General features: G+C 59.6%; 14 protein-coding genes. 11 read left to right on the forward strand and 3 right to left on the reverse strand.

What is annotated here, in order from left to right; all coding sequences use genetic code 11:
* Positions 1-217: 217 nt before the first annotated feature.
* The 10 genes from rsmI (at position 218) to AGR7B_RS01320 (ending at position 10,058) form a co-directional block, all read left to right on the forward strand.
* A complete protein-coding gene (gene rsmI, locus AGR7B_RS01275; protein ID WP_065654599.1) occupies positions 218-1,159 on the forward strand; it encodes a 16S rRNA (cytidine(1402)-2'-O)-methyltransferase in 942 nt (313 codons plus the stop codon).
* Positions 1,149-1,517, forward strand: coding sequence for a YraN family protein (locus tag AGR7B_RS01280; RefSeq protein WP_065654598.1), 369 nt, complete (start codon positions 1,149-1,151; stop codon positions 1,515-1,517). The genes rsmI and AGR7B_RS01280 overlap by 11 nt, the downstream gene beginning before the upstream one ends.
* 13 nt (positions 1,518-1,530) lie before the next feature.
* The gene (locus AGR7B_RS01285; RefSeq protein WP_078051355.1) at positions 1,531-2,091 is read left to right on the forward strand and encodes a sugar O-acetyltransferase; all 561 of its coding nucleotides are present in this window, start codon (positions 1,531-1,533) and stop codon (positions 2,089-2,091) included.
* A gap of 108 nt (positions 2,092-2,199) precedes the next feature.
* Positions 2,200-3,498, forward strand: coding sequence for an extracellular solute-binding protein (locus tag AGR7B_RS01290; protein WP_080855847.1), 1,299 nt, complete (start codon positions 2,200-2,202; stop codon positions 3,496-3,498).
* 83 nt (positions 3,499-3,581) lie between these two features.
* Complete coding sequence (locus AGR7B_RS01295) at positions 3,582-4,550, forward strand: ABC transporter permease subunit (RefSeq protein WP_208616008.1); 969 nt, start codon at positions 3,582-3,584, stop codon at positions 4,548-4,550.
* An 11-nt stretch (positions 4,551-4,561) separates the two neighbouring features.
* Positions 4,562-5,404, forward strand: a complete 843-nt coding sequence (gene ugpE / locus AGR7B_RS01300) for a sn-glycerol-3-phosphate ABC transporter permease UgpE (protein ID WP_080855848.1) — start codon at positions 4,562-4,564, stop codon at positions 5,402-5,404.
* Positions 5,405-5,414: 10 nt separating this feature from the next.
* Positions 5,415-6,515, forward strand: a complete 1,101-nt coding sequence (locus AGR7B_RS01305; RefSeq protein ID WP_080855849.1) for a sn-glycerol-3-phosphate import ATP-binding protein UgpC — start codon at positions 5,415-5,417, stop codon at positions 6,513-6,515.
* A gap of 109 nt (positions 6,516-6,624) precedes the next feature.
* On the forward strand, positions 6,625-7,137 hold the full coding sequence (locus AGR7B_RS01310; RefSeq protein ID WP_035264088.1) for a cupin domain-containing protein: 513 nt from the start codon (positions 6,625-6,627) through the stop codon (positions 7,135-7,137).
* A gap of 244 nt (positions 7,138-7,381) precedes the next feature.
* Positions 7,382-8,341, forward strand: coding sequence for a glutathione synthase (gshB, locus tag AGR7B_RS01315; RefSeq protein ID WP_065654862.1), 960 nt, complete (start codon positions 7,382-7,384; stop codon positions 8,339-8,341).
* Positions 8,342-8,525: 184 nt separating this feature from the next.
* On the forward strand, positions 8,526-10,058 hold the full coding sequence (locus tag AGR7B_RS01320; RefSeq protein WP_080856942.1) for a YifB family Mg chelatase-like AAA ATPase: 1,533 nt from the start codon (positions 8,526-8,528) through the stop codon (positions 10,056-10,058).
* Positions 10,059-10,275: 217 nt separating this feature from the next.
* On the opposite strand, the gene cysK is transcribed toward AGR7B_RS01320, so the two are convergent.
* From cysK to dut, 3 genes are all read right to left on the reverse strand, one after another.
* Positions 10,276-11,244: a cysteine synthase A gene (cysK, locus tag AGR7B_RS01325; protein WP_003520103.1), complete on the reverse strand. Its 969-nt coding sequence runs from the start codon at positions 11,242-11,244 to the stop codon at positions 10,276-10,278.
* A 141-nt stretch (positions 11,245-11,385) separates the two neighbouring features.
* Entirely contained in the window at positions 11,386-12,003 is a 618-nt protein-coding gene (locus AGR7B_RS01330) for a LysE family translocator (RefSeq protein ID WP_080856943.1), read from the reverse strand.
* 87 nt (positions 12,004-12,090) lie between these two features.
* Positions 12,091-12,561, reverse strand: a complete 471-nt coding sequence (dut, locus tag AGR7B_RS01335; protein WP_080855850.1) for a dUTP diphosphatase — start codon at positions 12,559-12,561, stop codon at positions 12,091-12,093.
* Between the two features lie 90 nt (positions 12,562-12,651).
* On the opposite strand from dut, the gene AGR7B_RS01340 reads away from it, so the two are divergent.
* Positions 12,652-14,235, forward strand: coding sequence for a peptide chain release factor 3 (locus AGR7B_RS01340; RefSeq protein WP_003520100.1), 1,584 nt, complete (start codon positions 12,652-12,654; stop codon positions 14,233-14,235).
* Positions 14,236-14,240: the final 5 nt, after the last annotated feature.

The raw sequence follows: 14,240 nt of genomic DNA on the forward strand, positions 1-14,240 counted from the left end.
GAAGAGTCTTCACCGGCCAGAAAGCCGGATAATGTGGACGGGCAAAATGGCAGAGTTATTGCAGGAAATGCAAGAGCCGAGTGCATCTGCCGCGGGTCATTTTGCTGCTATACAGCATGATCCACAGGCTGGGGGCGTCCGTGGACCTTGTTCGCCGGTTTTCTATTGCCCATAAAGAGAGGAAACCAGAGCGACCGGCCGCGAATAATCGGCCAGAATGATTGGAAGCCGTGTGACGGAAGAAATATCGAACAGCGACTTGAGAGATGCAACAAAGAGCTTCAGGATCGGCACGGCCACCATTCCGGCCCGGCCGCTGGAGCCTGCGCTTTATCTCGTGGCCACGCCCATCGGCAATCTTGGCGATATCACCATCCGCGCGCTGGAAACGCTGGCCTCGGCCGATGTTCTCGCCTGCGAGGATACCCGCGTCACCCGCATCCTGCTCGAACGTTACGGCATCCGTACCCGCCCGCTCGCATATCATGAGCACAACGCAAACGAAGCGGGGCCGAAGCTCATTGCGGCGCTTGAGGCGGGAAAATCCGTGGCGCTGGTCTCGGATGCCGGAACGCCGCTCGTTTCCGATCCCGGTTACCGCCTCGGCCAGCTCGCGCTCGAGGCCGGGCATCGTGTCGTGCCGGTGCCGGGGGCATCCGCGCCGCTCGCCGCCCTCGTGGGTTCGGGAATGCCGAGCGATGCTTTCCTGTTTGCGGGCTTCCTGCCGGTGAAGGATCGGGGCAAGCGCGACCGTTTTGCCGAACTCGCAAAAATCCCGGCCACCTTGATCTTCTTTGAATCGCCGCATCGCATTGGCGCTTCCGTCAAGGTCGCGTCCGAAGTGCTCGGCCACGACCGCCGCGCCGTGGTCTGCCGCGAGCTGACCAAGACCTTCGAGGAGTTCCGGCGCGGCACGCTTGGCGAGCTTGCGGATTATTACGGTGGTGACCGTGTGGTGAAGGGTGAGATCGTGCTTCTGGTGGAGCCGCCCTCTTATGACGAGATTCCCGATATCGAGGATGTCGAGAAGCTGCTGAAGGACCTCGTCGCCACCATGCCCGCCGCCAAGGCGGCAGGCGAAGCCGCCAAGCTGACGGGCCTGCCGCGCAAGGAGCTTTATCAAAGGCTGCTGGATATGAAGGAAACGGATGGCCGCTGACGGGCGAAGCAATAACAGGCGCAAGGCCGAGCGACGCGGCCATGCCGCGGAATATTGGGCGGCACTTTATCTGCTGCTGAAGGGATATCGCATCCTCGCCATTCGTTATCGTACCCGGCTGGGGGAAATCGATCTCATCGCCCGCAAGAAGGACCTCGTCGCCATTGTCGAGGTCAAGGCGCGAACGTCCGGCGAAGGTGCCGTGGATGCCGTCGGTTTCCATTCGCAGCAACGCATTCGGGCGGCGGCCGATCTGTGGCTCGCCCGTCGCAAGGATGCCGCGCGGTTTTCGCTGCGTTTCGATATCATCGCCGTTTTGCCACGACGCCTGCCGCAGCATTTTATCGACGCCTTTTAAAGGGGAGGGAAACATGTCCACCGAGCGGGAAAAAATGGCCGCGGGCGAATGGTACAGCTGCATGGATGCCGAGCTGGATATATTGCGCTGGCGGGCACGAGGGGCCGTCCACCAGCACAATACGATGCCGCCGGATGAGCGCGGGGCAGTGGCCCCGTTGCTAAGGGCTCTGTTCGCTTCTGTTGGTGAAGGGGCATTTATCGAAGCGCCGTTTCATTGCGCTTACGGCTTCAACATCACACTTGGTAAAAATGTTTATCTCAATGCCGGCTGCACCATTCTGGATTCCGCGAAAGTTACGATAGCCGACGGCGCGATGCTAGGGCCTGCGGTGCAGATCTATTGTGCGGAACACCATCTGGACCCGGTGCCGCGAGCGCAAGGCATTGAAATCGCAAAGCCCGTGACGATCAGCCGTGATGTCTGGATCGGCGGCGGAGCGATCGTTCTGGCTGGCATCACTATTGGTGACGGCGCGATTGTCGGCGCCGGTTCGGTGGTGACGCGCAATGTGCCGCCGGGCGTGACGGTGGTCGGAAATCCGGCTCGGCCGATAAAGCGCATGACCGACTGAGATTTTCGTCAGTCGCTGTAATAAATCTGACATGGAACTGTCAAAGAGGCGTCATGGAACGTCTCTATTCGCATCCTCATCCCAATAAATGGTGGAGAGGATTTAGTAATGTTGAAGAAGATTTCCATGGCCGCAGTGGCCGTCAGCATTTCGGCGACGTCTTCCATGGCTGCTACCAACATCACCTGGTGGCACGGCATGGGCGGCCGCAATGGCGAAGTCATCAACGAAGTCGCCCAGAAGTTCAACGAAGCCCAGAAAGAATGCGCTCTGACGCCGGTTTCCAAGGGCTCCTACGAAGAAGCCCTGGCCAGCGGCATCGCTGCTTTCCGCTCTGGCGAACAGCCGAACATCCTCCAGGTTTTCGATGCTGGCGCCGCGACCATCATCAACGCCAAGGGCGCTGTCATTCCCGCCGAAGATCTCATCAACAAGGCCGGTTACAAGTTCGACCGCGATGCCTTCATCAACGGCGTGCGTTATTTCTACGCTGCCGCTGACGGTAAGTTCGTCGGCATGCCGTTCAACTCCTCCGCTCCCATCATGTACGTCAACGACGAAGCCCTGAAAAAGGCCGGCGTCGAAGCGCCGAAGACCTGGGAAGAGTTCGAGCAGGTTGCGCCGAAGCTGAAGGAAGCCGGCTACATTCCGCTCGTTCAGTCGCAGCTCACCTGGCAGTTCACGGAGAACTTCTTCTCCCGCAACAACATCCAGTTCGCCACCAACAATAACGGCTATGACAGCGTCACCGACACCAAGCTCAAGGTCACCGACCCGAACCTCGTCATGATGTTCGACAAGCTGAAGGACTGGAAGGACAAGGGCCTGTTCGCCTATTACGGCGCTGGCTGGAACGACAACCAGAAGCCGTTTGAAGAAGGCAAGGTTGCTTTCTGGATCGGTTCTTCCGGTTCGTTCGGTGGCCTGCAGAAGACCGCAACCATGCCGTTCTCGGCAACCTTCCTCCCCTACTGGGGCTCCATCAAGGGCGCTGGCACCAACTCCTTCATCGGCGGCGCGGCGCTCTTTGCAATGTCGGGCAAGTCTGAAGCCGAAAACAAGTGCGTGGCCGACTTCTTCCAGTTCCTGACCTCGCCGGAAATCCAGGTGTTCTACCACAAGGCAACCGGTTACGTCGCCATCACCAAGGCGGCTTACGAAAGGGCCAAGGCTGAAGGCTTCTACAAGGAAAAGCCGGTCGCGGAAGTCGGTATCCAGCAGCTCTCGCTGCCGGGCGGCGAGTGGTCCAAGGGTTACCGCCTCGGTTTCTACCCGCAGATTCGCGCCGTCATGGAACGCGAATATAACCGCATCTTCTCCGGCGAAGTCACGCCGAAGGCCGCTTTCGAGATCATCGAGAAGGAAGGCAACGACCTGCTCGCCCGTTTCGCCAAGACGGCCGGCTGATCGTCTGTTTCGAAACCAATGACCATTGCCGAGCCTCCTTTCTCACGGAAGGGAGGCTCGCTCTCGGATAAGGAAGCGCAAGCGTGGCCTATACATCGTCTCAACCGCGCCGGTTTTTGTCCGGCTGGTCCGCAAAGGCTGGAAAGCCAGCCAAATCTGCCGACGCCGGCATGAAGCGCGTGCAGTTCTCCTCGTCCTACGTACCTTACCTGTTTCTGGCGCCGCAGCTTGCGGTGATTTTCATCTTCTTCTACTGGCCATCGGTTCAGGCCATACATTCGTCCTTCTATATCGAAGACCCGTTCGGTTTCGGCGCTTCCTTCGTCGGACTTGCCAATTATTCGGATGCGATCTTCAGCCCCGAATATCTCAGCATCGCCAAATTCACGGTTGTCTTCACCGTGCTGGTCACCTTCTTTTCGCTGGCGCTCGGCCTGCTGCTCGCCGTCAAGGCCGACGCAGTCATTCGCGGCAGCTCGACATACAAGACGCTGCTGATTTCCGTCTATGCCATCGCGCCGCCGGTCGCCGGTCTCATCGGAATGATGTTTTTCGACCAGCATATTGGCCCCTTCGTGAAGATGGCCGCATTCCTCGGCTGGGACATGAAGGTCGGCCTCAATTATTTCGATACGGCCTTCGCCATGATCGTTGTCGCGGTCTGGAAGCAGATCCCTTACAACTTCATTTTCTTCCTCTCCGGTCTTCAGGGCGTTCCGGTCTCCGTGCGGGAAGCCGCCGCCATCGACTGCCGTTCTGGCTTTCGCCGGTTCTGGACGGTGATCATGCCGCTTCTGGCGCCCACGGCCTTCTTCCTGCTGATCATCAACATCACCTATGCACTCTTCGACACGTTCGGCGTCATCGACGTGATGGTGAAGGACAAGGCTGCCAACAACCCGATCACGCTGGTCTACAAGGTGTTTCTGGATGGTTTCCGCGGCAATGACATCGGTGGCTCTTCGGCCCAGTCCGTCATCCTGATGCTGGTCGTCTTCGTTCTCACCATCATCCAGTTCCGCTTCATCGAAAAGCGCATCCATTACAATTGAGGGAAAAGACCATGTACAAGACAAAACCCCTCGATCATCTGGTGCTGATCATCGGCGCGCTGTTCCTGATATTGCCGGTCATCGTGGCCTTCATGACCTCCACCCACACCGCTGCGGAAATCCACCGCAGCGGTCTGACGACGGTTCCCGGCGACAATTTCATCGAGACTTATGAAAAGGTTCTGACCCAGAAGGGCGGCTTCACCGGGCAGATCACGGGTCTCAACATGGTGCTGAATTCGTTGATCCTCGGCATCGGTTTTGCCGTCGGCAAGATCGTCCTGTCGATGACGGCGGCCTATGCGATCGTTTATTTCCGGTTCCGGTTCGCAACGCTCGCCTTCTGGATCATTTTCACCACGCTGCTTCTGCCGCTCGAAGTGCGCATCATGCCCTCCTACGAGGTGATGAGCAAACTTGGCCTTCTGAACTCCTATACCGGCCTCATCGTGCCGCTTCTCGCTTCGGCGACAGGCACCTTCTATTTCCGGCAGTTCTTCAAATCCGTGCCGGAGGAGTTGCTGGAGGCTGCCCGCATTGACGGCGCAGGGCCGGTGAAATTCTTCATCGACGTTCTCATCCCGCTGTCCCGCACCATGATGGCGGCGATCTTCATCATCATGTTCGTTTACGGCTGGAACCAGTATCTCTGGCCCATGCTGATGACGACGGATGAGGGCTTCTTCACCCTGATGCGCGGCATCAAGTCGATCCTGCAGGTCTGGGTCGGTTCGCAAATTCCCGATTACAACGAAGCTTTCGCGCTCGCCGTGCTGGCCATGCTGCCGCCGGTGCTGATCGTCGTCATTTTCCAGCGCTGGTTCATCAAGGGCCTGACCGAAAGCGATAAATAAGGAGACCGAAATGGCCGCGATAGAAATCAGTCAGGTCTGCAAGGATTATCACGGCGGCGTGCGCGCCGTGCATCACGTCGATATCGACATCAGGGACGGCGAGTTCATCGTTCTCGTTGGCCCTTCCGGCTGCGGCAAATCCACGCTTCTGCGCATGGTCGCAGGGCTTGAGGATATTTCCGAAGGCACTGTGAAGATCGGTGACCGGGTGGTCAATCAGGCCGATCCGGCCGACCGTGATATCGCCATGGTGTTTCAGAACTACGCGCTTTACCCGCATATGTCGGTGCGCCAGAACCTGGAATACGGGTTGAAGAACCGCAAGACGCCGAAGACGGAGATCGATGCGCGTGTGGCCGAAGCCGCGCGTATGCTGCAACTTGAGCCCTATCTGGACCGCAAGCCGCGCGCCCTTTCCGGCGGCCAGCGGCAGCGTGTCGCCATGGGGCGCGCCATCGTTCGCAAACCGGCGGCCTTCCTGTTCGACGAGCCTTTGTCCAATCTCGATGCCAAGCTGCGCGTTTCCATGCGCGGCGAGATCAAGCGCCTGCAAAAGCGTCTCGGCACCACCTCGATCTACGTCACCCACGATCAGCTGGAGGCCATGACGCTCGCCGATCGTCTTGTGGTGTTGAATGGCGGCCGTATCGAACAGATCGGCGCACCGCTGGATGTCTATCATACGCCTGCCTCGACCTTCGTTGCGAGTTTCATCGGCTCTCCCGCCATGAACCTGCTGAACGCCGAGTTGCATGGCGATAGCCTCGCTATCGGCCCGTCGCTCTTTGCGCTCAACGGTTTCGCGCCTGCCTCCGGCCCCGTGACGGTGGGCATGCGGGCGGAAGATTTCCGCCTCGCAGCGGCAGGTGAGCAGAGCTTTCCGCTTCGGGTCGATTACATCGAGGAGCTGGGGTCGCAGCGCCTTATCCACGGCATGATCGGCGACCAGAGCCTGACAGTTGCTTTCCCGCCGGATGTCGAGGTTCCGTCTGCGCTCTCCGTCACGATCGCGCCGGAAAAACTGCATTTCTTCTCCAGCGAAACCGGCAAGCGCATCGCCGGCAAAGCGGAGCAGCTGGCGGCGCAGCCCGCGCAAATGGCGACAGCCTGAGTGCTTCGCAGAAATCGGCGCGATGACTAAAATTGCGCCGATTGTCAAAACCGCTTCGTTACGATCCCGATGATAGAAGATCTCCAATATTTCACGGGGGTTTTCTAATATGTCCTTCAAAATGATGTTCGCTGCCGCAGCAACGATGGCGGTCCGCACCGTGCCGATATTGCCGGCCTATTTGCGCCGGTCAAAAGACGAGGCTGTCGTCAGCGCATCCTGCACCGATCTGCGGCTTCAGCCGGCCCCCATCAATCCGGAATGGATCATTTCCGGCAACCCCCAGGCGCGCGCGGCGGATCATTCCAGAAGCGGCGACCGTGCGTCCAGCACCGCCATGTGGGATTGCACGGCGGGTGAGTTCCGCTGGTTCTTCGGCTGGGATGAAACCGTCTACATTCTCGAAGGCGAAGTGCATGTGACCGCGGAAGACGGTTCCATCAGCATCCTGCGGGTCGGCGATGTCGCTTATTTCCCTGCGGGAACATGGGCCACCTGGCGGGTGGATGATTATGTCCGCAAGGTCGCTTTCATGCGCCGTCCGTTCCCCAAGGCGCTGGCTTTTGCCTATCGCGTCAAGAACAAGCTGTTTGCCGGCCGTTCCTATAAGCTGGCGGCCTGAGCCCATAAAACATTCCAGTCGGCGGGTGCCTGCATGGCTTCGCCGACGGAATTGTGAAGGTTCAATAAAACTCACACAAACCACCGCTTGCAGCAGTTGCCTTTGAATGGTCGCTGCCCTACACCTTCAGGGTTTTCTGAAGCATTTCCGGGTTTCTACCGGTCCTGCAGGGAAGCTTGAAAAGGCGAGGCAATGGGCACCGCGGGCCGACAAAGTGTCCGCATGCTGCAAGAGGAACATGCGCATGGCGAAGATCAAGAACGTCGCGATCCAGATGGATCATGTCTCCGGCATCAATATCGCCGGTGACTCCACCTTCGCCATGAGCCTTGAGGCGCAGGCGCGGGGATACCGGCTGTTCCATTATACCCCCGAGCGCCTCTCCATGCGCGATGGCAAGATTTACGCCACTGTCGAGCAGATGGAACTGCGTGACATCAAGGGTGACCATTTCTCGCTCTCCGAACCGGAGCGCGTCGATCTGTCGACCATGGATGTCATCCATCTGCGTCAGGATCCGCCATTCGACATGGCTTACATCACCTCGACCCATCTGCTGGAGCGCATTCATCCGAAAACGCTGGTGGTCAACGATCCCGTCTGGGTGCGCAACTCGCCTGAAAAGATTTTCGTCACCGAATTCGCCGATCTGATGCCGAAGACGCTGATCACCAAGGATGTGGCCGAAATCGCCCGCTTTCGTAATGAAATGGGCGATATCATCCTCAAGCCGCTTTACGGCAATGGTGGCGCCGGCGTCTTCCATTCGGCGCGCGACGACCGCAATTTCTCCTCGCTGCTGGAAATGTTCGGCCAGATGTTCCGCGAGCCTTATATCGCCCAGCAATATCTGCCTGACGTCCGCAAGGGCGACAAGCGTATCCTCCTGGTGGATGGCGAGCCGGTTGGCGCAATCAACCGTGTGCCGGCGGAAAACGACGCCCGCTCCAACATGCATGCCGGTGGCCGGCCGGAACCGACGGAACTGACGGCGCGCGAGAAGGAAATCTGCCGCCGCATCGGCCCTGCCTTGCGCGAGCGTGGTTTCCTCTTCGTCGGTATCGATGTGATTGGCGACTATATGACGGAAATCAACGTCACCTCGCCGACCGGCATTCGCGAAGTGCGGAAATTCGGCGGTGCCGATGTCGCAAGCCTGCTGTGGGATGCGATCGAGAAAAAGCGCGAAGCCCAGGATTTCTGAGGCGGGCTTTCGCCGGTCCAGCTTTGTTCCGCGAGTACAACTAGACACAACTAAAATACATCGTCAGCGAGAAATTGTTCGCTGGATGTTCTTGTTTTATTCTTTGCCCTGTGGCACGTTGCTTGCGGGTGGCCGTGATAAGGGTATGAAGCTCTGTTATGCGGCCGGTTTGCGGGGGCAGGCCATGGTGGCAAGGGTCAATACGGTTGCATTTCAGGGCATAGAGGGTGTGCCCGTCGAGGTGCAGGTCATGGTCGCGCCGGGAAAGGTGGGCATCCAGATTGTCGGCCTGCCCGACAAGGCGGTGGCCGAAAGCCGCGAGCGGGTGCAGGCCGCCCTGCATGCCTCCGGTCTGGCACTGCCGGCAAAAAAAGTCACCGTCAATCTCGCGCCTGCCGATCTGCCCAAGGAAGGATCGCATTTCGATCTTCCCATTGCGCTTGGCCTCATGGCCGCTTTAGGCGCGATACCGGCAGAAATGCTGGCACGTTATGTGGTTCTCGGCGAACTCAATCTCGATGGCACCATCGGTATGGTTTCGGGCGCCCTGCCGGCGGCGATCGGCGCAAATGCGCTTGGCAAGGGGCTGATCTGCCCGGCTGAAAGCGGACCGGAAGCGGCCTGGGCCGGCGCCGGTATCGATATTCTCGCCCCGCGCAGCCTGATTGCGCTGGCCAATCATTTTCGCGGCACCCAGCTTCTCTCGCGCCCGACGCCCGCCATTCGCGCCAACCCGGTCAATCTGCCGGATTTAGCGGATATCAAAGGACAGGAGAGCGCCCGGCGCGCGCTGGAGGTGGCAGCCGCCGGCGGCCACAACCTGCTCATGGTTGGGCCGCCCGGCTCCGGCAAATCCATGCTCGCAGCCCGCCTGCCTTCCATCCTGCCGCCGCTGGAGGCGGCGGAATTGCTGGAAGTGTCGATGGTCCATTCCATCGCCGGCCAATTATCCGGCGGCAAGCTTTCGGACCGCAGGCCGTTCCGCACCCCGCATCACTCCGCCACCATGGCGGCGTTGATCGGCGGAGGGCTTCGCGCCAAGCCGGGTGAGGCTTCGCTTGCTCATAACGGCGTTCTGTTTCTGGATGAGTTCCCGGAATTTTCGCCGCAGGTGTTGGATGCGCTGCGCCAGCCGCTGGAAACGGGCGAATGCATCATTGCGCGGGCCAATCATCGCGTCAGCTATCCGGCGGAAATCCAGCTCGTTGCGGCGATGAATCCCTGCCGTTGCGGCATGGCGGGAGAGCCGGGTTTCACCTGCGCCCGAGGCCCGCGTTGTGTGACGGATTATCAGGCCCGCATTTCCGGCCCGCTGCTGGATCGTATCGATATCCGCATCGACGTTCCCGCCGTCTCCGCCGCCGATCTCATCCGCCCCGTCCCGTCCGAGCCGAGTGCGGCGGTTGCCGCCCGTGTCGCCCGGGCGCGCCTTGCGCAGCAGGAACGTTACGCGGCGGCGGGATTTGCCGCCATTCGCACCAATGCCCGCTGCACGACGACCCTGATAGAAAAATATGCCGAGCCGGATGCATCCGGGCTGCAATTGCTGCGCGATGCGGCCGAGCGGCTGAAGTTCTCCGCGCGCGGTTATCATCGCATTCTCAAGGTTGCCCGCACCCTGGCCGATCTGGATGGCAAACAGACGGTCGGCCGCATCCATGTGGCGGAAGCCGTGTCCTATCGTATCGCTGGCGAAAGGCTGACGGCGGCGGCCTAGAGTATTTCCAGTAAAAATGCGAGGCGGTTTTGCGTCAGGAAAGTTTGTAAAAACAATTAGTTATAGAACGTCCAACGATTCCGTTTAAACCGGATATGCTGCAGAAGGTCGCCGTTTGTGCCTTCCCTGAAAAAAACTGTGCCGCCAGCGGAAGCCGGCGGCACATAAGAATATTCGCTACTCTGGCGCGCGATTCTACCGCGCTTGAAATCTTGTCTTAAAGCCCGAGGCCTTCGAAAAGCGCTGTCGAAAGGTAGCGTTCCGCAAAGGAAGGAATGATGACGACGATGTTCTTGCCGGCATTTTCTTCCCGCGCGCCGACCTTGATTGCCGCCGCCAGCGCCGCACCCGAGGAGATGCCGACCGGCACGCCTTCCAGCCTTGCCGCCAGACGTGCGGTTTCGAAAGCCTCGTCATTGGTCACGGTGACGATCTCGTCATAAATGCCGGTATCGAGGATGGCGGGTGCAAAACCGGCGCCAATGCCCTGAATCTTGTGCGGGCCGGGGTTGCCGCCGGAAAGAACCGGGCTGTCGGCAGGTTCGACGGCAATGACCTTCACCTCGGGCTTGCGGGATTTCAGCACCTGACCCGTGCCGGTGATGGTGCCGCCGGTGCCGATGCCCGAGACGAGAATATCGACCGTGCCCTCGGTGTCGTTCCAGATTTCTTCAGCCGTCGTCTTGCGGTGAATATCGGGATTGGCGGGGTTTTCGAACTGCTGCGGAATGATGGCGTCGGGCAGGGTCTCGGCCAGTTCCTGCGCCTTGGCGATGGCGCCCTTCATGCCCTTGGGGCCTTCGGTCAACACCAATTCGGCGCCGAGCAGGGCCAGCATTTTCCGGCGTTCAACCGACATGGTTTCAGGCATGGTCAGGATCAGCTTGTAGCCCTTCGCGGCGGCGGCGAAGGCAAGCGCGATGCCCGTGTTGCCGGATGTCGGCTCCACCAGCGTGGTTTTGCCGGGGGTGATCTTGCCCTGCGCTTCCAGAGCTTCGATCATGGCAACGCCGATGCGGTCCTTCACGGAAGCGATGGGATTGAAAAATTCGAGTTTGGCGAGAAGGTTGGCCTTCACGCCCTTCTCCTTCGCCAGCTTGTCGAGCCGCACGATCGGTGTGTCGCCGATTGTTTCCGTAATCGAGGAATAGACGCGTCCGCGTCCGGGCTTTCTGGCTTCGGGCATGATGCTCTCCTGTGTAAAGACCGCAAGATTTGAGCGGCAGAATAGGAGCAATAGCTTTCGCAAGCTAGCGAACGTTCGTCCTAATATCCCTAAATTGCAGGAATAATTTCACGATAAATCGCATAAATGCACGAATTTGTTTTACGTGCTGCGGATCGCGATCATGGTCGCGGTTCCGGCCAGAATACCCGCCGCCGTACGGTTGAGGATCGTCAAGGCGCTCGGCCTTTTCAGGAGGTTACGCGCCTTGGCCGCAAGCAGGATGTAAGGCAGGAGAACCGCCATCAGCACGATGAAGGTGATGGCGAGAAGTGTCGCATAGTCCGAAGGGCCGATCATGCGGATATCGATCAGTGTCGGCACCAGTGCCACATAAAAAAGCATGGTTTTGGGATTGCCGAGGGTGATCAGCAGGCCGGACAGGAAGGACATGGACATGCTGGTGCTTTTCTTGGCCTTCAGCTCCTGCGGCAGCAGGCCGGCGGTCCAAAGCTTCCAGGCGATATAAAGGAGATAGGCCGCGCCCGCGAATTTCAGCACCATGAAGGCTTCCTGAAAGGTCTGCGCGACGAAGGCCAGGCCCAGGATCACAGCGGTCAGGTAAATCATGTCGCCCAGCACCAGCCCGAGACCCATGAAGAAGGTTTCGCGAAAGCCCGAACCCAGCGCCCGCGCCACGATCGCCGTCATGCCGGGGCCGGGAATGGCAGCGGCGATGAAGAGGGCGGTGGCATAGGCGAAAAGGGTCGTCAGCGTCATGATCGTGTTTCCCGAAAAATCCGCCAAATCCATAACGAAATTGCCGGGTAAAGACAATCAGTCCGCGCGTCTGTACCAGCGACGTCGCTAAACGCCGGTGGAGCCGAAACCGCCGGCGCCCCGCGCCGTCTCAGAGGTCTCCGTCACCTCGCTCACAACAACCTGGGTTACCGGCGCGATCACCATCTGCGCAATGCGCATGCCGCGCTCGATGATAAAAATCTCCTGACCCAGATTGGCGAGGATGACTTTTACCTCGCCGCGATAATCGCTATCCACCGTGCCGGGAGAGTTGAGGCAGGTAATGCCGTTCTTGATGGCGAGGCCGGAGCGGGGGCGGATTTGCGCCTCGTATCCCTGCGGAACTTCGAAGATGAAACCGGTTGGGACCAGCGCGCGTTCGCCCGGTTGCAGGGTCAGCGGTTCACCGGCAGGTACGGCAGCGCGCAGGTCCATGCCGGCGGCGCCACGGGTCTCATAGGACGGCAATTCGAGGTCAGCGCCATTGGCGAGGCGGACGAGCCGGAGAGGGGGGCGATTGTCGTTTTGAAGGGTCATCCGGCATTAGTTTGCCGAGATCGCGGCAAGGTCAATTGCAAATGCGGGCCTGAAACGCTAGATAGCCCGCAATTCCACAGGATTTGTCAGATGGCCGAAACACTTGCCGAGGCGGTCTCCCGCCGCCGCACCTTTGCTATTATCGCGCACCCGGACGCGGGTAAGACTACGCTCACCGAAAAACTGCTGCTGTTCGGCGGAGCGATCCAGCTTGCCGGTGAGGTGAAGGCGAAGAAGGATCGCATCCAGACCCGTTCGGACTGGATGAAGATCGAGCGCGAGCGCGGCATTTCGGTCGTCACCTCGGTCATGACCTTCGAATATAATGACCGGGTCTTCAACATCCTCGATACGCCCGGCCACGAGGACTTCGCCGACGACACCTACCGCACGCTGACGGCGGTGGATGCGGCGATCATGGTTATCGATGCCGCCAAGGGTATCGAGCCGCGCACGCTGAAGCTCTTCGAAGTCTGCCGCATGCGCGATATTCCGATCATCACCTTCATCAACAAGATGGACCGCGAAAGCCGCGACCCCTTCGAGATTCTGGATGAGGTGGAAGAGAAGCTCGCACTCGATACCGCGCCCATCACCTGGCCGGTCGGTCGGGCAAAGACCTTCTGCGGCGCCTATAATCTCGCCGACAGCACCTTCCGTGGTGTCGATACGCAGGTGGAAGCCATGCCGGTCAACGGTCCGCAGGCGGTTGCCGATCGCCTGCCGGAAAATGAGCGCCATCTTTTCGTCGAAGAAACCGAACTGGCGCTGGAAGCCTGCCGTCCTTTCGATCGTCAGGCGTTTCTCGAAGGTCATATGACGCCGGTGTTCTTCGGTTCGGCGCTGCGCAATTTCGGTGTGCGTGATCTCATCAATGCGCTTGGCGATTTCGCACCGCCGCCGCGCGATCAGGTGGCGGACACCCGCACCGTCCATGCAGCTGAAGAGAAAATGACGGCCTTTGTCTTCAAGATTCAGGCCAATATGGACCCGAACCATCGCGACCGCATCGCTTTTGCCCGCATCTGCTCCGGCAAGCTGGAGCGCGGCATGAAGGCGCGGCTTGCTCGCACCGGCAAACAGATGGGCCTCACTGCGCCGCAGTTCTTCTTCGCCTCGCAGCGCCAGCTTGCCGATACGGCCTTTGCGGGTGACGTGGTGGGCATCCCGAACCACGGCACGCTGCGCATCGGCGATACGCTGACCGAGGGTGAAAACCTCGTCTTCCAAGGCGTGCCGAATTTCTCTCCGGAAATTCTCCGCCGCGTGCGTCTTGAGGACGCCATGAAGGCGAAGAAGCTGAAGGAAGCCCTGCAGCAGATGGCGGAAGAAGGCGTCGTGCAGCTCTTTTCGCCGGAAGACGGCTCGCCGGCCATCGTCGGTGTTGTCGGTGCGCTGCAGCTCGACGTGTTGAAGGAGCGTCTGATGGGCGAATATGGCCTGCCGGTCTCGTTCGAAATGTCGCGCTTTTCCGTCTGCCGCTGGATTTCCTCCGATCAGCCGGCGGAAATGGACAAGTTCCTCAACGTCAAGCGCGGCGATATCGCCCGCGATCTGGATGGCGATCCGGTGTTTCTGGCGCAGGACGCCTTCTCGCTCCGCTATGAGTCCGAGCGTTTTCCGGCGATCAAGATGGTCGCGATCAAGGAATATCACGTCGCCAAGGCGGCGTGACAAAG

Origin of the sequence: Agrobacterium deltaense RV3 (genome assembly GCF_900013505.1) — a bacterium.
Lineage (GTDB): Bacteria > Pseudomonadota > Alphaproteobacteria > Rhizobiales > Rhizobiaceae > Agrobacterium > Agrobacterium leguminum.